Source organism: Methylobacterium sp. P1-11, assembly GCF_008329595.1.
In the GTDB taxonomy this organism is placed as follows: domain Bacteria; phylum Pseudomonadota; class Alphaproteobacteria; order Rhizobiales; family Beijerinckiaceae; genus Methylobacterium.
Genome location: NZ_NPKS01000032.1, coordinates 45,926 through 64,691 on the forward strand (window position 1 = coordinate 45,926; position 18,766 = coordinate 64,691).

Annotated in this window: 15 protein-coding genes and 1 pseudogene; 12 read left to right on the plus strand and 4 right to left on the minus strand. The window is 70.5% G+C overall.

Annotated elements, in window-relative coordinates; translation table 11 throughout:
* The first annotated feature begins 31 nt into the window (after positions 1 to 31).
* On the plus strand, positions 32 to 1,900 hold the full coding sequence (locus CIW48_RS25795; RefSeq protein WP_149313299.1) for a tetratricopeptide repeat protein: 1,869 nt from the start codon (positions 32 to 34) through the stop codon (positions 1,898 to 1,900).
* 328 nt (positions 1,901 to 2,228) lie between these two features.
* Positions 2,229 to 3,902, plus strand: a complete 1,674-nt coding sequence (locus CIW48_RS25800) for a formate--tetrahydrofolate ligase (protein ID WP_149313300.1) — start codon at positions 2,229 to 2,231, stop codon at positions 3,900 to 3,902.
* Positions 3,903 to 4,185: 283 nt separating this feature from the next.
* On the opposite strand, the gene CIW48_RS25805 is transcribed toward CIW48_RS25800, so the two are convergent.
* A complete protein-coding gene (locus tag CIW48_RS25805; RefSeq protein ID WP_149313301.1) occupies positions 4,186 to 5,553 on the minus strand; it encodes an 8-oxoguanine deaminase in 1,368 nt (455 codons plus the stop codon).
* A gap of 215 nt (positions 5,554 to 5,768) precedes the next feature.
* Here CIW48_RS25805 and CIW48_RS25810 point away from each other — a divergent pair, with 215 nt between their 5' ends.
* On the plus strand, positions 5,769 to 6,275 hold the full coding sequence (locus tag CIW48_RS25810; protein WP_246695424.1) for a MarR family transcriptional regulator: 507 nt from the start codon (positions 5,769 to 5,771) through the stop codon (positions 6,273 to 6,275).
* Positions 6,272 to 6,979: a response regulator gene (locus CIW48_RS25815; protein ID WP_149313303.1), complete on the plus strand. Its 708-nt coding sequence runs from the start codon at positions 6,272 to 6,274 to the stop codon at positions 6,977 to 6,979. The genes CIW48_RS25810 and CIW48_RS25815 overlap by 4 nt, the downstream gene beginning before the upstream one ends.
* Positions 6,980 to 6,989: 10 nt before the next feature.
* On the opposite strand, the gene CIW48_RS25820 is transcribed toward CIW48_RS25815, so the two are convergent.
* From CIW48_RS25820 to CIW48_RS25830, 3 genes are all read right to left on the minus strand, one after another.
* Positions 6,990 to 7,226, minus strand: coding sequence for a hypothetical protein (locus tag CIW48_RS25820; protein WP_149313304.1), 237 nt, complete (start codon positions 7,224 to 7,226; stop codon positions 6,990 to 6,992).
* Positions 7,227 to 7,328: 102 nt separating this feature from the next.
* On the minus strand, positions 7,329 to 8,153 hold the full coding sequence (locus CIW48_RS25825; RefSeq protein WP_149313305.1) for a hydratase: 825 nt from the start codon (positions 8,151 to 8,153) through the stop codon (positions 7,329 to 7,331).
* Between the two features lie 29 nt (positions 8,154 to 8,182).
* Positions 8,183 to 8,704: a VOC family protein gene (locus tag CIW48_RS25830; protein ID WP_149313306.1), complete on the minus strand. Its 522-nt coding sequence runs from the start codon at positions 8,702 to 8,704 to the stop codon at positions 8,183 to 8,185.
* Between the two features lie 586 nt (positions 8,705 to 9,290).
* Between CIW48_RS25830 and CIW48_RS25835 the strand changes: the two genes are divergently transcribed.
* The 8 genes and pseudogenes from CIW48_RS25835 to CIW48_RS25870 all read left to right on the plus strand — a co-directional run bounded on the left by CIW48_RS25835 (position 9,291) and on the right by CIW48_RS25870 (position 18,760).
* Positions 9,291 to 11,633 carry a TonB-dependent siderophore receptor gene (locus CIW48_RS25835; RefSeq protein WP_149313307.1) on the plus strand — a complete coding sequence of 781 codons (2,343 nt, stop codon included), beginning with the start codon at positions 9,291 to 9,293 and terminating at the stop codon, positions 11,631 to 11,633.
* Between the two features lie 10 nt (positions 11,634 to 11,643).
* Positions 11,644 to 13,263, plus strand: coding sequence for a PepSY-associated TM helix domain-containing protein (locus tag CIW48_RS25840; RefSeq protein ID WP_149313308.1), 1,620 nt, complete (start codon positions 11,644 to 11,646; stop codon positions 13,261 to 13,263).
* A gap of 397 nt (positions 13,264 to 13,660) precedes the next feature.
* Positions 13,661 to 14,013, plus strand: a pseudogene (nikR, locus tag CIW48_RS25845) (nickel-responsive transcriptional regulator NikR).
* 185 nt (positions 14,014 to 14,198) lie between these two features.
* Complete coding sequence (locus CIW48_RS25850; RefSeq protein WP_149313309.1) at positions 14,199 to 15,047, plus strand: transporter substrate-binding domain-containing protein; 849 nt, start codon at positions 14,199 to 14,201, stop codon at positions 15,045 to 15,047.
* Between the two features lie 52 nt (positions 15,048 to 15,099).
* Complete coding sequence (locus tag CIW48_RS25855; RefSeq protein ID WP_149313310.1) at positions 15,100 to 15,855, plus strand: amino acid ABC transporter permease; 756 nt, start codon at positions 15,100 to 15,102, stop codon at positions 15,853 to 15,855.
* Positions 15,852 to 16,628 carry an amino acid ABC transporter permease gene (locus CIW48_RS25860; protein ID WP_149313311.1) on the plus strand — a complete coding sequence of 259 codons (777 nt, stop codon included), beginning with the start codon at positions 15,852 to 15,854 and terminating at the stop codon, positions 16,626 to 16,628. The genes CIW48_RS25855 and CIW48_RS25860 overlap by 4 nt, the downstream gene beginning before the upstream one ends.
* A gap of 12 nt (positions 16,629 to 16,640) precedes the next feature.
* Positions 16,641 to 17,435, plus strand: coding sequence for an amino acid ABC transporter ATP-binding protein (locus CIW48_RS25865; protein ID WP_149313312.1), 795 nt, complete (start codon positions 16,641 to 16,643; stop codon positions 17,433 to 17,435).
* Positions 17,435 to 18,760 (plus strand): MmgE/PrpD family protein, encoded by a 1,326-nt coding sequence (locus tag CIW48_RS25870; RefSeq protein WP_149313313.1) that lies wholly within the window; start codon positions 17,435 to 17,437, stop codon positions 18,758 to 18,760. Before CIW48_RS25865 ends, CIW48_RS25870 begins: the two co-directional genes overlap by 1 nt.
* Positions 18,761 to 18,766: the final 6 nt, after the last annotated feature.

The window sequence follows — 18,766 nt, forward strand, 5'->3', positions numbered from 1 at the left end:
CGGGCCGGCGCCCAGGAGCCGCGATCGGTTCATGATGATGACACGCGCCCGCCGGAGCGTTTCGGCGCTCGCCCTGCTGCTCGCCGCCGGGCTCCCGCAGACCGTGCTGGCCGCGCAGCCGAAGGAATCGACCCCGGTGCTCGACTACGAGCCCGCGGATTCGCTCGAAGGCAACTTCCTCTCCGCCTACATCGCGGGCGCGTCCCGGGACACGGCGGCGGCGGCGACCTTCTACCGCGAGGCCGTCAAGGCCGACCCGCGCAACGCCGAGCTGGTCGAGCGCGCCTTCATCTCGCTGCTCGCCGACGGCGCCCTGCCGGACGCGTTCCGCACCGCCGAGAAGTTGATCGCCCGCGATCCGACCAACGGCCTCGCCAACCTCTCCCTCGGGGTGCGCCAGATCAAGGCCGGCCAGTGGGCCGCCGCCCGCCAGAACTTTTCCCGCAGCGGCCGGGGCGCCGCCACCGATCTCACCGCGACGCTGCTCACCGCCTGGTCCTACGCGGGGGCGGGCGACGGCAAGAAGGCGCTGGAGACGGTCAACAAGCTCCGCGGCGAGCGCTACTACAACACCTTCCGCGACTACCATGCCGGCCTGATCGCGTCGGTGACCGGCGACAATGCCGAGGCCGAGCGACGCCTCAAGGCGGCCTACGAGGCCGACCGCAACACCCTGCGCATCGTCGACGCCTATGCCCGGATGGAGGCGAGCCTCGGCCGCACCGACCTGGCGATCCAGGCCTATTCCGACTTCGACCAGCTCTCGCCCCGCCATCCGCTGGTGCGCGACGCCCTCGACAAGCTCAAGGAGGGCAAGCCGCTGACCCGCCTGATCGGCACCGCCCAGGAAGGCGCCGCCGAGGTGCTGTACGGGCTCGGCTCCGCCGGCTCGACGCAGGGCGACGAGTTGCCCGCGGTGATCTACCTGCGGCTGGCGCTCTATCTCGCCCCCGACCATGCGCTCGCCCGGCTGACCCTCGCCGACACGCTGGACCGGATGAAGCAGCCCGAGCGCGCCAACGAGGCCTACGCGCAGATCCCGGCCAGTTCGCCGCTCAAGCTCAACGCCGACATCCAGATCGGGCTGAACCTGGAGCAGATGGGCAAGGGCGACGAGGCCCTGGCCCATCTCGACGCGGCGATGAAGGCCCATCCGGACGACATCGACGTGATCACGGCGCTGGGCAACGTGCAACGCGCGCGCAAGAAATACGAGGAGGCGGCGGCCACCTACACCCGCGCCATCGGGCTGATCGGCGACCGGCCGCAATCCAATTACTGGACGACCTATTACTTCCGCGGCACGGCCTACGAGCGCGCCAAGCAGTGGCCGAAGGCCGAGGCCGACCTGAAGAAGGCCCTGTCGCTGGTGCCGGCCAGCCAGCCGGCCGCCAAGGCGCAGGTCATGAACTATCTCGGCTATTCCTGGGTCGACCAGAACACCAACATCGACGAGGCATTCAAGCTGCTGCAGCAGGCTGCCGACGCGAGCCCCCGGGACGGCATGATCGTCGACAGCCTCGGCTGGGCCTATTACCGCCTCGGCCGCTGGGACGATGCGGTGCGCGAGCTGGAGAAGGCGGTCGAGCTGAAGCCCGGGGATCCGACCATCAACGACCACCTGGGCGACGCCTACTGGCGCTCGGGCCGCCGCCTCGAGGGCAAGTTCCAGTGGCAGCACGCCAAGGACCTGAACCCCGAGCCGGACGACCTCGCGCAGATCAACGCGAAGCTGAAGGACGGGCTGCCCGACATCGAGAAGCCCACCGCCACCGCCGAGACCGTGCCGGCCCCGGTCGCCGCCCCGCACAACGCCGAGAATCCGGAATTGCCCAAGGGTGCCCCTCAGCCGCACGAGGCGCCGGGCTCCGCCGACAAGGCCAAGAAATCGGGGGGCTGAGCCGGCTTCCACGTGGCACCCTGCCATCGCGAGCGCAGCGACGTGACCCAGGTCAGGGCGACCTCAATGAGCGTGGCGCAGCTGGATTGCTTCGCTCCGCTCGCAAGGACGGTGGCGGGTTCGAGCTTCGGCGCAGAGTGGGTCCCTCTCCGGAGCGACAAGAGTATTTTGTCGGCCAGCTCATAAAAATCGACGCGCATTTTCGCGGGCTTTGACGCACAGTGCGCAGCCGTTCGCGGGCGGCCGCGCCGCAGCCCGCACGGCAAGAGTTTCGCACGGCAAGAGCCGGCGGGCGGGCATCGTGCCCGCGAGTCAGGGAGGAAGGCCCATGCCGTCAGACATCGAGATCGCCCGTGCCGCGACCCTGAAGCCGATCGCGCAGGTCGCCGAGAAACTCGGCATCCCGGATGACGCGCTCCACAATTACGGCAAGCACATCGCCAAGATCGACCACGGCTACATCGCCGGGCTGGAGAGCCGGAAGCCCGGCAAGCTCGTGCTGGTCACCGCGATCTCGCCGACGCCCGCGGGCGAGGGCAAGACCACCACCACGGTGGGCCTGGGCGACGCGCTGAATCGCATCGGCGCGAAGACCATGATCTGCCTGCGCGAGCCCTCGCTCGGGCCGTGCTTCGGCATGAAGGGCGGCGCGGCCGGGGGCGGCAAGGCGCAGGTCGTGCCGATGGAGCAGATCAACCTGCACTTCACCGGCGACTTCCACGCCATCACGGCGGCCCACAGCCTCGCGGCCGCGCTGATCGACAACCACGTCTACTGGGCGAACGAGCTCAACATCGACGTCCGCCGCATCCACTGGCGCCGCGTCGTCGACATGAACGACCGGGCGCTGCGCCAGATCACCCAATCGCTCGGCGGCGTCGCCAACGGCTTCCCGCGCGAGGACGGGTTCGACATCACCGTGGCCTCCGAGGTGATGGCGGTGTTCTGCCTCGCCAAGGACCTCGCCGACCTGGAGGAGCGCCTCGGCCGGATCGTCATCGCCGAGACCCGCGACCGCAAGCTCGTCACCCTCAAGGACGTGAAGGCGACCGGCGCCATGACGGTGCTGCTCAAGGACGCCCTGCAGCCGAACCTCGTGCAGACGCTGGAGGGCAACCCGGCGCTGATCCACGGCGGCCCCTTCGCCAACATCGCCCATGGCTGCAACTCGGTGATCGCCACCCGGGCCGGCCTGCGGCTCGCCGACTACACGGTCACGGAGGCCGGCTTCGGTGCCGATCTCGGCGCCGAGAAGTTCCTCGACATCAAGTGCCGGCAGGCGGGGCTGAGCCCCTCGGCGGTCGTGGTGGTGGCGACCATCCGCGCCCTCAAGATGCATGGCGGCGTCGACAAGAAGAATCTCGGGGGCGAGAACATCGACGCCCTGGAGAAGGGGTTCGCGAATCTGGCCCGGCACGTCACCAACCTCCGCGGCTTCGGCCTACCGGTGGTGGTCGGCGTCAACCATTTCCACGCCGATACCGATGCCGAGCATGCCCGGCTCAAGGAGCTGTGCCGCGAGCGGCTCGACGTCGAGGCGATCACCTGCCGCCACTGGGCGGAGGGCGGCGCCGGCGCCGAGGAGCTGGCCCGCGCGGTGGTGAAGCTCGCCGAGGCCGAGCCGGCGCCGATCCACCACGCCTATGAGACCGAGGCGCCGCTCACCGACAAGATCCGGGCGATCGCCACCAAGCTCTACGGGGCTGCCGACATCCAGATCGAGACGAAGGCGGCGGGCAAGCTCGCCACGTTCGAGAAGGACGGCTACGGCCACCTGCCGATCTGCATGGCCAAGACCCAATACTCGTTCTCCACGGATCCGAGCCTGATGGGTGCGCCGGAGGGCCATATCGTCGGCGTGCGCGACGTCCGGCTCTCGGCCGGCGCCGGCTTCGTGGTGGCGATCTGCGGGGAGATCATGACCATGCCGGGCTTGCCCCGGGTGCCCGCCGCCGACACGATCCGCCTCGACGCCAACGGGCAGATCGACGGGCTGTTCTGAGAATTGTCGCGCTGGCACGCCCTTACCGGATCATGATGTTCAAGCCCGTCGCGCGTGCGGTGCGACGGGCGCCCAGGTTGGGGTCGGACGGGAGGACGCCGTCCCTGGGACTGCGTCCTCCGTTCGGCGACCGCTTTCGAATGCCGCCCTGTCGTCTCTGCGAGCGCAGCGAAGAAATCCAGGGACGCCACGCTCGCGGATGTCCCGCTGCCCTGAATCGCTGCGCTCGCGAGGGCGGGACGGGTCGGGTCAGGCTCACCGTCACCCTGCAGAACTCAGCTCTCTACGCTCCTCCGAACAGATCCACCGCCAGACGGGAATGCGCCTCGCGCAGCATCCCCGTATCGACCCCGAGCGGCTGGCCGTCGATCACCCGCCAGCGTCCCGCCACCATCACCCGGTCGGCCCTGGTGGCACCGCACAGGACGAGCGCGGCCAGCGGGTCGTGGGCGCCGGAGAAGCGCAGCTCCTCCAGGGTGAACAGGGCGAGATCCGCCTCGCGGCCCGGTTCGATCCGGCCGATATCGGAGCGGCCCAGGCACGCCGCCGAGCCCTCGGTGGCCCAGCGGAGCACGTCGCGATGGGTCACGGCCTCCGCCCCGTAGGTCAGCCGGTTGATCATCAGGGCGTGGCGCACGCCCTCCATCAGGTTCGAGCTGTCGTTCGAGGCCGAGCCGTCGACCCCGAGCCCCACCGGCGAGCCAGCCGCCTCCAGCTCGCAGGTGCGGCAGCGGCCCGAGGCCAGGGTCATGTTCGAGGTCGGGCAGTGGCAGATGCCGACGCCCGCCTTGCCGAGCCGGGCCACCTCGGCATCGTTGAAGTGGATACCGTGCGCCAGCCAGACCCGATCGTTCAGCCAGCCGACCTCCTCCAGGTAATCCACCGGCCGGCAGCCGAACATCAACTGACAGTAGGAATCCTCGTCCAGCGTCTCGCCGAGATGGGTGTGCAGGCGGCACCCGTGGCGGGCGGCCAGCTCCGCGCTCTCGCGCATCAGGCGCTGGGTCACCGCGAAGGGCGAGCAGGGGGCGAGGCCGATCTGCACCGTCGCGCCGGGGGCGGGATCGTGGAACAGGTTCAGCACCCGCTCGCAATCGGCGAGGATCGTGTCGTCGTCCTGCGTCAGGCTCTCGGGCGGCAGCCCGCCCTCCCGATCCGACAGGCTCATGGAGCCGCGGGTGATCGCCGCCCGGATCCCGAGGTCGCGGGCCTCCGCGACCTGGATATCCACCGACTCTTCCAGCCCCTTGGGGAACAGGTAGTGGTGGTCGCCCGCCGTGGTGCAGCCCGAGAGGAGCAGCTCGGTGAGAGCCACCCGGGTGGCGAGCCGGAACGCCTCCGGGGTGATCCGTCCCCAGACCGTGTAGAGCGCCTTCAGCCAGGGGAAGAGCGGCTTGTTGATCGCCGCCGGATGGGCGCGGGTCAGCGTCTGGAAGGCATGGTGATGGGTGTTGATCAGCCCCGGGATGACCACGTGGCGCGACGCGTCGAAGGTCTCGTCCACGGGCCCGGCGGGCTTCGCGCCCGCCGCGACGCACTCGACGATCCGGGTGCCCGCCACGACGATCCCGCCCCCGGCGCCCCCGGCCAGGATGGCGCGCGGATCGCGGATCCAGAGGCGGCTTGCTCCCGGTTCAGCTGCCTCGGCCATGCGCGTCCGCTCCCGTCGCTCGATGATCCTGCGTAGCGGAGGGGTCGGGCCGCCGGCAATCCCGCTCGATCCCGCTTACGGATCACCGGCGGTCGACGCCCCGGCCGGACCGGCCAGGGTTGACGGGCCGGAGCCGCCTTGAGAAACGTCACGGGGACTGACCTATCACCGTTGGGAGCGGCCGCGCCGTGACACGGACAGCCCCGCACGAGGCGATCTTCGCGGCGAAACCCGTCCCGGGCGCCGCGCCGGCCGCCCTCGGCAGTGACGACCTGATCGAACTCCTGTTCTTCGCCTATCGGGATTTCGTGGGCGATCCCGACCGGATCCTGGCCGCCTACGGCTTCGGCCGGGCCCACCACCGGGTGCTGCACTTCGTCGATCGCTACCCGGGCCTGACCATCGCCGAACTCCTCGACATTCTGCGCATCACCAAGCAGAGCCTGAACCGGGTGCTCAAGGACCTGATCGGGCAGGGCTACATCGCCCAGAAGCCCGGTTCCAGCGACCGGCGCCAGCGCCTCCTGTACTGCACCGAGGCCGGCGCCGGCCTCGCGGCCGACCTCACGCGGGTCCAGGCCCGGCGCCTTGCCCGGGCGCTCGCGGCGCCGGATGCCCGGGGCTCCCCGGAGGATTTCCTGATGGCGATGATCGAGCCGGAGGACCGTCCGGCGGTCCAGCGCCTGATGGCGCGGCGTGGGGGCGGGGAGGAGCGCGCGTGAGCCATGCTGCCCGGGCCGATCTGCCCGACGAGGCGCCGCACGTCCTCGTGGTCGACGACGATCGCCGCCTGCGCGAGCTGCTGGCCCGCTACCTCACCGATCAGGGCTTCCGGGTCACCGCGGCGGCGAGCGCCGCGGAGGCGCGGGCCCGGGCCCAGAGCGTCGTGTTCGACGCCATGGTACTCGACGTGATGATGCCCGGCGAGAACGGCTTCGACTACGCCCGCAGCGTGCGCGAGACCTCGCGGGTGCCGATCCTGATGCTCACCGCCCGCTCCAACCCGAACGACCGGGTGATGGGCCTGGAGATCGGCGCCGACGATTACCTGCCGAAGCCCTTCGAGCCCCGCGAGCTGACCCTGAGGCTCAACAACATCATCAAGCGCAGCGTGCGGCCCGGCGCCGCGGCCGTCGAGGCGGTGACCTTCGGGCCGTTCGCATTCCGGGTCGACCGGGGCGAGCTGCGCCGGGACGACGAGCTGATCCGCATCACCGAGCGCGAGCGCGAGATCCTGACGATCCTGGCCGTGGCAGGCGGCGCCAATGTCGAGCGCGAGCAGCTCGCCGGTCCCGGCGGGGCCGCGGCGGAGCGCACCGTCGACGTCCAGATCAACCGCCTGCGCCGCAAGACGGAGGTCGATCCCGCCAACCCGGTCTTCCTGCAGACCGTGCGGGGCGTCGGCTACCGGCTCGCGGTGGATTGAGCCGAGCGGCTCAGACCAGCCGCGGCTCGTCGGGCTTCAGCTTGAGGGCCTTGGCGATCCGGGTAGACAGGCTGCCCACGATGGCAAGGGTGGCCGACGGGTCGGCCAGGCCGCGGACGGCCTCCAGCGCATCCTCGGCACTGGGCTTCATCACCGCGTAGACCGTCGCGCCGGATGACGGGCCGGAGCCCTGCGCGGTGACGGAGACGAGGAAGGTCGTGTAGCGTCGCCGCAGGCGTCCAGGCATGGTTCAGCATTTGGCATGTCGGCTAAGCATCACCAATGCCTGAGTCCTGGAGCCGGTCCGGGAAACCGCATTATCCCGGCACGTTAACACGCGCGGGACGTTTCAGATCAGGGCAAGGTCGATGCCGGGAAGCCGGAGCCCGTCGAGCCGCGTGCGCCAGAGCTGACCGGAGGCGACCGGAAGCGCATCCGTCAGCGTGCCTGTGGTGACGATCGTGCCGGCCGCGAGCGGCGGAGCCGCCGGATCGTTAGCCAGCGCATCGACAAGGTGCGCGAGGGCGGCAAGGGGCCCCGTCCCGAGGACGCTGCGACCGCCGCCCCGGTCTGCGACGGCCTCGTCCCGCAGCAGGTCGACGGTGAAGTTCGCGAGGTCGCCGATCCAGGCGCGCCGCGCGCCCGCCGGAATCGGCACCCGCTCGCCCACCACCAGCATCCCGTGCAGTCCGAAGGCCGCGACGGTGTCGGGCGCTGTGAAGCGCCAGCCCGGATAGAGCGATTGCACGATCTCGAAGCCGCTCGCGGCCCAGTCGAGGCATGCAATCAGCGCCTCCGCATCCATGCCGGGCTCCGGCGCGCGTGCCAGCCCGAACACGATCTCCGGCTCGATCCGGGGCTCGACGAAGGCCGCGAGGGGCACCGGTCCCGACAGCGCGGCCCGGTCGCGTACGGTCGTGTCGTAGACATGCCCCCAGATCGGCGCCCGGACGCCGTACCGTTCCCACAGGGTCGTGTTGGTGAAGCCGATCTTGTAGCCGACCGTCCGCTCGCCGCGTTCCGCGCGCAGGGCCCGGATCGCCTCGGCCACCCGATAGGCCGCCGGCAGGTCGAGGGTCGGATCCCAGCCGGTCAGCGGCGCGATCGGACGGCGATGCTCGTGCGCGGCCAGGATGGTGCGGGCGTGGGCCGCGGCGGATGGGGACTCGGTCATGCGTGATCAGGTTCGAATCCGACGGGGCGTCATCCGCGCCGGGCCGCCTCGATCGCGGCGACATCGATCTTACCCATGGTCATCATCGCGGTGAACGCGCGTTTTGCCTCCGCGCCGCCGGCCGCCAGCGCGGCGGTGAGCACGCGCGGCGTGATCTGCCACGCGATGCCCCAGCGATCCTTGCACCAGCCGCAGGCGCTCGCCTGCCCGCCATTGTCGACGATGGCGTTCCAGAGCCGGTCCGTCTCCGCCTGATCGTCGGTGGCGATCTGGAACGAGAAGGCTTCGCTGTGCCGGAAGACGGGGCCGCCGTTCAGGCCGATGCAGGGGATGCCGGCCACCGTGAAGGCGACCGTCAGCACGTCTCCCGCCTTGCCCGACGGGTAATCCGCCGGCGCCCGGTGAACCGCGCCCATGGTGCTGTCCGGAAAGGTCGCGACGTAGAAGCGGGCGGCCGCCTCGGCCCCCGTGTCGTACCAGAGGCAGATCGTGTTCTTGGCGACGTCGTTCTTGGCTACGTCGTTCTTCGCGACCTCGGTCTCGGCGGCCATGGCGGCTCCTCCCCTGCCGTGCCGGCGACCGGGCATCGCCACCGGTCTGCAGATGCTGCCGCACGCCTCATACAACCATGAGGCGTCGGGTCTGCAAAGGCGCACAGCGGAGATCCGCCGCCGGCATCTCGGCTGTGCGGCGTGACGCCCTTCCCTGATCTCAGTCGCAGACGATGCGGCTGCTCGGGGAAGCCCCGGATCCGCATCATCCCTGCGGACAGGCGTGTCGCGCGGGCGAAACAAATCGAGCGCTGCAACGCGTGTCGTCCCGTTTTGATCGACAGTACGAATCCAGGCGCTGAAATCGGCGATTTCTCGGCTTCCAGATCGCCGATCGCTCGCGGCGGAACCGCGATGGCCGGCGAGGCTGTCCCTGGCACGAGGCTCAGGACCATGCTGGACCGGCAGCGACCGCCGCGGCGGCTGCACCGATCGGCCCCGCTTGGCGTCACATATTTTCATTAGATCAATACCAAGATACGATTCTGTAATATGTGTCATTAGAGGCACATACCGCTCACGGATCCGTGATAGCTGGGGATTGGCACGTATCTTCGCCTAGTAATTCCAGTTTAGAGTCAGTGTAATGTCGAGATATGTTGGTGGCCGGGTCGCGTCTTGCGCGTCCGATCATGCGGAGAGGCTGATCCGAATCGGGTTTATATCGTCGACATCTCTACTTGCCCTGGGGGCGGCCGCGATCGCCCAACCCGCGCCGGTCACGGAGATCGAACTCTCCGAACTCAGCGTCATGGGCGAGGCACGTGGGCGCAGCCTGAACAGTGATCTCTACGGACGCGGCGGACCGACCGGACCGGTTCCCGGCTACGTCGCCAGCCGCAGCGCGGTCGGCACGAAGACCGACACGCCCATCGTCGAGACGGCGCAGTCGGTCTCCGTCATCGGGCGCCAGCAGATCGAGGATCAGAACGCGCTGACCATCAATCAGGCGCTGCGCTACACGCCGAGCGTCACCACCGAGCAGCGGGGCGGCGCCGGCTCGACGCGCCTGGAGCAGTTCTACATCCGGGGCTTCACCGCCCCGATCTTCCTCGACAACATGGCGCTGCCCGCGAACCGCGACGCCTTCCCCAGCGTCGATCCCTACCGCCTGGAGCGGGTCGACATCATCAAGGGGCCGGCCTCGGTCCTCTACGGGCAGTCCGGCCCGGGCGGCCTCGTCAACCTCGTCTCGAAGGTCCCGCAATTCGTTCGCCACGGCGAGATCTTCGTCCAGGGCGGCGGCTTCAGTGAAGTCCGCAGCGGCTTCGATATCGGCGGGCCGATCGAATCCGACATGCCGGGGCTCGCCGACCAGTTCGCCTACCGGGTCATCGGCCTCGGCTGGAACGGCGATGGGCCAGCCGTGACCACGAAGGTCGAGCGCGCCTTCATCAACCCGAGCCTCACGTGGCGGCCCTCCGCCGACACGTCGCTCACGATCATCGCCAACTACCAGCGCGACCCGTTCTCGGGCTTCTACGGCGGCTTCCCGGCCGTCGGCACGGTGTTCCCGCGCAACTTCGGCAACGGCGTCTTCGGCCGGCTGCCGGTGAACTTCTACGACGGCGACCGCAACATCGAGCGCTCCGACCGCACCCAGGCCTCCGTCGAATACCTGTTCGACCACCGGATCACCGAGAACCTGCGCTTCCACTCGGCCGGCCGCTACCTGCGCTCGAACGGCGACTACCGCAGCGTGTTCACGACCTTCGGCGACATCAACGGCCCGTACACGAGCGGCCCGGCCATCGGCCGCTCGGTCGGCGGCACCCAGGTCGACATCGAAGCCTACACGATGGACAACAACTTCATCGCCGATTTCGACACCGGCCCGATCGCCCACACGGCGCTGCTCGGCGTCGACCACCGGACCTTCAGCACGCGGTCGGTCACCGGGCCGTTCCCGGCGACGACGGGCCTGAACGCCCTCGCCCCCGACCACGACCTGCCGATCCGGTTCCCCGCCTTCACGTCGACCGCGCGGATCGACGCGCAGCAGACCGGCGTGTACTTCCAGGATCAGGCGAAGTTCGACCGCTTCATCCTGACGCTCGGCGGCCGCTACGACACCGCCCGGCAGACCGGCCCGACCCGCACCTTCGCGCCGAACGGGCTGACCATCCAGGACGTGCCGGCCGAGGCCTTCACCGGCCGCGCCAGCCTGCTCTACCTGTTCGACAGCGGCATCGCCCCGTACGTCTCCTACAGCGAGGCGTTCGAGCCGATCGTCAACGGGCGGATCTTCGACGCGGCCTTCGGCTCGGCCGGGCGCATCCCCGTCCCGATCGCCAGCAACCAGTACGAGGCCGGCATCAAGTACCAGCCCCCCGGCACCGACATCCTGCTGACCACCGCGTTCTTCGACATCCGCCGCTCGAACGCGACCACCACCGACCCGGTCAATCCCGGCTTCGTCGTGCAGACCGGCGAGGTCGGCGTGCAGGGCGTCGAGTTCGAGGCGCGGGCCACCCTCGCCGAGGGCCTCAGCCTGATCGGCGGCTTCTCGCTCCTCGACATCCGCAACGTCCGTGATACCGGCTTCACCGCGAACGACCTGACCCGCCGGCAGGTGCCGCTCCAGGGCCTGCGGCCGGTGCAGGTGCCGGACACGACGGCCTCGCTGTTCGTCGATTACCGCTTCACCGACGGCCCGCTGCTCGGCCTCGGCCTCGGCGGCGGCGTGCGCTACCTCGGCCCGTCCTGGGGCGATCCGGCCAACACCTTCAAGGTGCCGGAGAGCGTGCTGGTCGACGCCGTCGCCTCCTACGACATGAAGCACCTCGACCCGCGGCTCACCGGCCTCAGCGCGCAGATCAACGTGCAGAACCTCCTCGACGAGCGCTACGTGACCGGCTGCTTCACCTATTCGGGCTGCTATTACGGCCTGCCGCGCACGGTCTACGCGACCCTGCGCTACCGCTGGTGAGGCGGTCGCCGTGGGCAAGACCTTCCGGCAGTCGATGGCGTGGCTCCACGCCTGGTCGGGCCTCGTCGTCGGCTGGGTGCTGTTCGCCGTCTTCGTGACGGGCACGGCGAGCTACTACCGGGCCGAGATCTCGCAGTGGATGCGGCCCGAACTCCGCACCGACCGGACCTTCGCGCCGGCGGATCTCGCGGCGGCGGCCGAGCGCGGCGTCGCCTACCTGCAGGCCCATGCGGGCGGCGCGCGGACGTGGTTCCTCGCGCTGCCGCGGCCGGACAGGCCGGTGCTGGAACTGTTCTGGCGGACGGGGCCGGGCCGACCGCCCGGCCACGTCCTTCTGGATCCCGACAGCGGCGCGCCGGCGGCGGTCCGGGCGACGCGCGGCGGCGACTTCCTCTACCGCTTCCACTTCGAGTTGAACCTGCCGCCGCTTTGGGGCCGCTGGATCGTCGGCGCCTGCGCGATGATCATGCTGGTGGCGCTGATCTCGGGCGTCGTCACGCACCGGCGCATCTTCGCCGACTTCTTCACCTTCCGCCGGGACAAGTCCGCCCAGCGGGGCTGGCTCGACGCGCACAACGTCACGGGCGTCCTCGCCCTGCCGTTCCACCTGATGATCACCTATACCGGGCTCGCCACGCTCATGGTGATGTACGTGCCCTGGGGGCTGAGTACGGCCTATCGCGGTGACAGCCAGCGCTACTTCGCCGAATCCGGCCAGATCACCGCGCCGCGCCCGCCCGCCGGCCAGCCCGGTACGCTGGCGCCGGTCGGGCCGCTGGTGGTCCGCGCCCTGGCGCTGCGGCCGGAGCCCCTGGAGCGGATCACGATCGTCAACCCGAAGGACGCGCGCGCCACCGCGGTGGCGGTGTTCGAGGAGCCGCACGGCCTCTCCCACGAGCATCCGCAGATCGCCTTCGACGGCGTGACGGGCGCGGTCCTGGAGGTCCGCGCGGGCGGCCTGCAGCCGGCGACCAAGACCTTCACCACGATGGTCGGCCTGCACGAGGCGCACTTCGCCGGCCCCGCCCTGCGGGTGCTGTTCTTCCTGTGCGGCCTCGCCGGCAGCGCCATGGTGGCGACCGGGCTGCTGCTCTGGTCGGTGGCGCGCCTGCCCAAGGCGGACGCGTCCCGGGGCCTCGGCCTGCGCCTCGTCCAGGGGCTGAACGTCGCGACGATCGCCGGCCTGCCCGCGGCCGTCGCCGCCTATTTCCTGGCCAACCGCCTGCTCCCCGCCGCGCTGCCCGCGCGGGCGGACTGGGAGGTCGGGGGCTTCTTCGCCATCTGGCTGCTCGTCGCCGTGGCGGCGTTCCTGCGCCCGGCCGGCCGGGTCTGGCCGGAGACGCTGACGGCGGCGGCCGGGCTGTTCGGCGCCGTCGCGGCCGCGGATGTCGGGCGCCTCGTCGCGCGCCGGCTCGACGGGGACGCGCCGGTCGAGCCGGTCTTCCTCGCCTTCGACGGCGCGATGCTGGCCCTCGCCGCCCTCCTCCTCGTCGCGGTCCGCACGACCGCGCGGCGCGGCGGAGCGTCCCACCGCCCGGCCAAAGCCGCCGGGATCGCGGTCGCGGGGCATGCCCGGCAGGGTCAGGCCCGGTCCGGTACGCCGATACCGGGAGATCGAAAGCCGATATGATAAAATTGAACCGGCGTCCTGAGCCAGGTGCGGCGAATTAATTCAAAATACTTTTGGGCATCTGACATATATCGGATGCGCTTCGACTGCGTCTGTGCAGAATGGATTGGCCGGCATACGAGTCGGTCGCGCCTGCGTCGTCGATTTTCACGCCCTTGATCCTTCGGCCAGGCGTTCCAGCGCGGTCCATCCCAAGCGCACGCTGGACATATCCCCGAGACCCAGAACTTGAGCCTCGGGGTGCGGCCCTCGGGGCTCTTTTTCTGCTGCGCCGGGCTCGGCGGATCGTCCGAGGTCGCTTGAGCCCACACCGTTCCGCCCCGGAGGATATGGGCCCGGCGGCTGTTCACGGCCCCGCGTCCCCGTAGCAGAAGGCCACGGGAGCGGCAGAGCGGGCATGCAGCGCATCACCATCACCATCACCGACGCCCTGCTGACGGGGCGGCCGACGATCTCTGCGCGCGGCGCGGCTACGGGGCCCTGAGCTACGTCTACAGCCACGGCACCCACGATCTGGCCCGCCGGCGGACCGGCGAGGGGCATGAGCACGGCGTCTCGATCGCCAGCCTGCACGTGCACCTGAACCACGACGCGTGCCTCGAGGTGGCGGTCCTGCGCGGGTCGGTGGCCCGGATGCAGAGCTACGCCGACGCCGTCGTCACGCAGCGCGGCGTTCGCTACGGCCACCTGCACCTCATACCCGAGGGCGACGACGCGCGGGCTCATCCGGATCACGACGGCGTGGGTTGAGGGCCGCACGATCGCCGGACGGTTCCGACCGTCGGGCTTTCCCGTTTCCGGCGAGGGTGCGCCGCGGACCTGACGAACCGGATGACGGTCCGGCGCGAGGGTTCCGCCGCGGGTTGATCCGGCTTCCCGTGCGTGCCGGCGACCCGTATGGAGGAGCCCGCTTCGCTGATTGCACCGGACCTGTCATGGCGCGCACCCCCTCGTTGAAATCTTGCCTCGGCGCGCTCGCGCTGGCGTCGCTCAGCCTGGTCGTGGGGACGGTGGCCCGGGCGGACGCGACCCTCGACCGGATCAAGGGCCGCCAGAAGCTCACGGTCGGCATCATCCTGTCGGGGGCCCCGTTCGGGTACATCGACCCGCAGACCCGCGCTGAGAAGGGTTTCAACATCGACCTCGCCCGGGCGCTCGCCGACAAGCTCGGCGTCAAGGTCGAGCTGGTGACGGTCACGCCGCCGAACCGCGTCCAGTTCCTGCAGCAGGGCAAGGTCGATATCCTGATCGCCAACATGCAGTACACGGCGGACCGCGCGAAGATCCTCGACCACGTGCCGACGCCCTACGACCGCGCCGGGGGCGCCGCGCTGGGCCGCAAGGACAGCGGCATCCACGACTGGGCGGACCTCAAGGGCAAGCCGGTCTGCATCTCGCAGGGCTCGAACTACGCGCAGCCGCTCGCCGACACCTACGGCGCCGTGGTGAAGGGGATCCCGAGCCAGCCCGAGTCGATGCTGGCGCTCCAGGGCGGCAATTGCGTGGTGGCGGTCCACGTGGCGCCGACGCTCAAGCTCCTGCTCGCCGACCGGCCGGACGACTGGAAAGACTACGCCATCGTCATCCCCACCGAGTTGGAGCCGGCCGATTCCGTGATCTGGCTGCGCAAGGGCGAGCGCGACGCCGCGGCGGCCCTCGACGCGGCGGTGCGGGACCTGCACGGCGCGGGGGCCATGCTGGCCATGGCCAAGGCGAACCGGCTGATCGATCCGACCTTCCTGGAGGAGGAGCAGCGCAAGTTCGCCGCGCAGGCCAAGCCGTGATCGATGCCGTGATCGATGCCGTGATCGATGCCGTGACCCGGTCGCACACAGCATGATCGACGCGGCCCTGCAGCGCTTCATCGCCGGCGCGGCCACCCTGGGGCTGCACTACGACTTCCTGCTGAGCGGCGGCGAGGTCCGCTCCTGGCTGGCCGGCATGGCCATGACCCTGCTGCTCGTCGTCCTGGCGATCCCGCTGAGCCTCCTGGCCGGGACCGCCTTCGCGGCGGCCCTGACATCCGGCCGGCCGTGGCTCGCCGGGCCGGTGCGGGCCTATGTCGAGCTGACGCGCAACACGCCGACGCTGGTCCAGCTCATGTTCGCGTTCTTCGCCCTCAACATGCTCCTGTCCCGGGCGCTGGGCGGCGCGGCGCACAACCCGTTCAGTCCCGTCTTCTGGGTGGTGGCGGTGACGGGGCTGCACGTCGCGGCCTTCCACGCGGAGGCCCTGCGCGGCGGGATCGAAGCCGTGCCGGCGCCTCTCGTCGAGGCCGCCCAGGCGACCGGCTTCTCGGGCCTGGAGATCCTGCGCTACGTGACGCTGCCGCTGGCGCTCCGCACGGCGCTGCCGGCCCTGGTGAACAACCTCGTCAACCTCGTGAAGCTGACCACCATCGGCTCGGCGATCGCCGTCAACGAGGTGACCTACGCGTCGATCATGATCTGGACGCAGCGCGACAACGTGCTCGAATTGATGATCGTGATCCTGCTGTTCTTCGGGCTCATCAACCTGACCGTGTCGCGGATCGGCCGCGCCGTCGAGCGCCGCCTCGCCGTGCCGGGATACGGCGCGGGATACGGCGTATGAACGCCGCCGCGCTCCCGGCCCGCGGGCCGTTGCGCGCGGCCTGGCCGTGGCTCGCCGCCGCCTGCGGGGCCGGCCTGCTCGGGTGGCTCCTCGACGCGCGGCTCACCCGCGACCTGCTGGACTGGCTGCCCTACCTCGCCTCGGGCTTCATCATGAACGTCGTGATCAGTGTCCTCGCCCTGACGCTTGGGACGCTGGGCGGCGTCGTCCTCGGCGCCATGGAGCTGTCCGCCGCGCGTCTCGTGCGCGCCCCGGCCGTGGCCTACGTGCAGGTCTTCCGCAATGCGCCCCACCTCGTGCTGATCTTCGCCACCACCTACATCTTCCCCTTCGAGATCGTGGTGGCCGGCAACTACCTGCCGTTTCCCGACTGGCTGAAGGCGGTGCTCGGGCTCGCCATTCCCGCCGCCGCCTACGTGGCCGAGATCGCGCGGGGCGCGATCCTATCCGTGCCGACGACACAGTGGGACGCCGCCAAGGGCATCGGCCTGTCGCGGGGACAGACCCTGCGCTGGATCATCCTGCCCCAGTGCCTGCGCCGCGCGCTGCCGCCCTGGATGAACCTCGCCGCGTCGATCACGATGAGCACGGCGCTCGCCTCCCTGGTCGGCGTCCACGAGCTGCTTCACGCCGCCACCGATGCCAGCACCGCCGTGCGGCGCGACGACTTCACCGTCGCGATCTACCTGACCGTGCTGCTGGCTTTCTTCCTGTTCTGCTACCCGATCTCGCGCCTGACGCGGCGGCTCGAACGCCGCCTCGCGACGCGCTGACACCGAAGGCCCATGGCCGAGAACCCCGCAAACCGCCCGATCCTCGTCGATCTCCAGGACGTCCACCTGTCCTTCGGGGCGGTCGAGGTGCTCAAGGGCATCGACCTCACCGTGGCGAAGGGCGACGCGGTCTCGATCATCGGCCCGTCCGGATCGGGCAAGTCCACGATCCTGCGCTGCATCAACGGGCTCGCGCAGCCGCAGGCGGGCCGGATCACCGTGGCGGGCATCCGGGTCGATGCCTTGCGCAGCGAGGCCGAGCGGATCGCCCTGCGCAAGCGCATCGGGGTCGTGTTCCAGCAATACAACCTGTTCCCGCACCTCACGGTGCTGGAGAACATCACCCTCGCGCCGGTCCGGATCCTCAAGGTGCCGCGGGACGAGGCGGAGCGCCACGCAAGGGACCTGCTCGCCCGGGTCCGCCTCGCCGACAAGGTGTCGGCCTATCCGGGCGCGTTGTCCGGCGGCCAGCAGCAGCGCGTCGCCATCGCCCGGGCATTGGCCATGCGGCCGGAGCTCGTGCTGTTCGACGAGGTCACCTCGGCCCTCGATCCCGAGATGGTCGGCGAGGTGCTCGCCGTCATCCGCGAACTCGTCCGCGAGGGGCTGACCAGCATCCTGGTCACCCACGAGATGCGCTTCGCCGAGGAGATCAGCGATACGATCGCGTTCACCGAGAATGGCCGCATCGTCGCGCAGGCGCCGCCCGCGGAGCTGTTCTACAGATCGAACAATCCGCGCATCCGCCAATTCATCGGCGGCTTCCAGGGGTTCCGGGACGCGGTGCAGGACCGGGAGGGCATCTGATGCCGGATTCGCTCACCGCCGCGCTGGCGGAGTCCATCGTGGCATCCCGTCCGGAGGCGGACGCCGCCGCGATGGCGGCTGCGCGCCTCGCCTGCGTGGATTTTTTTGCCTGCGCGCTCGCGGGCAGCCGGGATCCCACCGTCGCGATCCTGCGGGCGGCCCTGGGCGACACGCAAGGCCGGTCTCCGGTCATCGGCTCCGCCCGGCCGGCGGACCCGCAACTCGCCGCCCTCCTCAACGGCTATGCCGGGCACGTGCTCGACTATGACGACGTCCACGCGAGCGTGCGCGGGCATCCCACCACGGTGATCGTGCCGGCGCTCCTGGCGGCCCTCGAGCCGGAGGCGCCGCCCTCCGCCGAGGCGTTCCTCGCGGCCTACCTGGTCGGCCTGGAGACGATGGCGCATCTCGGCCGCGCCATCGGCCCAGCCCATTACGAGCGCGGCTTCCACGCCACCGCGACGCTGGGTCCGCTCGGCGCGGCCGCCGCGATCGCGCATCTGCGCGGGTTCTCGGCCGAGACCACCGGGATCGCCCTCGGCCTCGGCGCGACGCAGGCCGCCGGGCTGCGGCTGCAGTTCGGGTTCGACGCCAAGCCGCTCCATGCCGGGCTCGCCGCCCGCAACGGCCTGATCGCCGCCCGCCTCGCCGAGGCCGGCCTATCCGGTGCCCCCGAGAGCCTCGATGGCCCGAACGGCTTCCTGCAGGCCTACGGTTTCGGCGAGGCGCGACCCGAGCGCGTCCGCGAAGGCTGGGGGGCGCCCTGGCAGATCCTCCGCCCCGGCCTGACCCTGAAGGCGTTCCCCTGCTGCACGGCGGCCCATCCGGTGGCTTTGGCCGGACTCGCCTTCCACCGCGAAGGGTTCCGGGACCTGACACGGGCGACGATCACCTTCCCGCCGGGGGGCGACGCCGCCCTGGTGATCCGCGCGCCGCGCACCGGCATCGAGGCCCGGTTCAGCCCCGAATACATCCTGGCCGCCGCCCTGGTGGACGGCGCGGTCCGCCTCGACCATTTCGACGCGCGTCCGGTCCGCGCCGACCTCGCCGTGATGGCTGCGCGAGTCACGCGCCGGCACGACGGATCCGCGCCCCGCCTGTCCTCCGATCCGGCGACGCGGTTCGTGGTGGTGGAGATCGCCGACGCGCAGGGCCGCACCGCGCGACGGCGCGTCGACGGCCTACCTGGGCTCGACGACGCCGACGCCAAGTTCCGGGACGCCACTGCGGGCTCCGACATCCTCCAGGGAGTGCCGGATCTCGTGCGCAGCATGCGCGATGCCGGCGATCTCGCGCGCCTCCTCCAGCTCCTCGCCCAGCCGTGAGCCGCC

Bases quoted from the DNA above. Each gene is read 5' to 3' on its own strand.
- CIW48_RS25805 (WP_149313301.1), bottom strand. From the start codon at position 5,553: ATGGCCGAGGCAGCTGAACCGGGAGCAAGCCGCCTCTGGATCCGCGAT.
- CIW48_RS25855 (WP_149313310.1), top strand. From the start codon at position 15,100: ATGATCGACGCGGCCCTGCAGCGCTTCATCGCCGGCGCGGCCACCCTG.
- CIW48_RS25860 (WP_149313311.1), top strand. From the start codon at position 15,852: ATGAACGCCGCCGCGCTCCCGGCCCGCGGGCCGTTGCGCGCGGCCTGG.
- CIW48_RS25795 (WP_149313299.1), top strand. From the start codon at position 32: ATGATGATGACACGCGCCCGCCGGAGCGTTTCGGCGCTCGCCCTGCTG.
- CIW48_RS25865 (WP_149313312.1), top strand. From the start codon at position 16,641: ATGGCCGAGAACCCCGCAAACCGCCCGATCCTCGTCGATCTCCAGGAC.
- CIW48_RS25830 (WP_149313306.1), bottom strand. From the start codon at position 8,704: ATGGCCGCCGAGACCGAGGTCGCGAAGAACGACGTAGCCAAGAACGAC.
- CIW48_RS25870 (WP_149313313.1), top strand. From the start codon at position 17,435: ATGCCGGATTCGCTCACCGCCGCGCTGGCGGAGTCCATCGTGGCATCC.
- CIW48_RS25850 (WP_149313309.1), top strand. From the start codon at position 14,199: ATGGCGCGCACCCCCTCGTTGAAATCTTGCCTCGGCGCGCTCGCGCTG.
- CIW48_RS25835 (WP_149313307.1), top strand. From the start codon at position 9,291: ATGTCGAGATATGTTGGTGGCCGGGTCGCGTCTTGCGCGTCCGATCAT.
- CIW48_RS25825 (WP_149313305.1), bottom strand. From the start codon at position 8,153: ATGACCGAGTCCCCATCCGCCGCGGCCCACGCCCGCACCATCCTGGCC.
- CIW48_RS25820 (WP_149313304.1), bottom strand. From the start codon at position 7,226: ATGCCTGGACGCCTGCGGCGACGCTACACGACCTTCCTCGTCTCCGTC.
- CIW48_RS25800 (WP_149313300.1), top strand. From the start codon at position 2,229: ATGCCGTCAGACATCGAGATCGCCCGTGCCGCGACCCTGAAGCCGATC.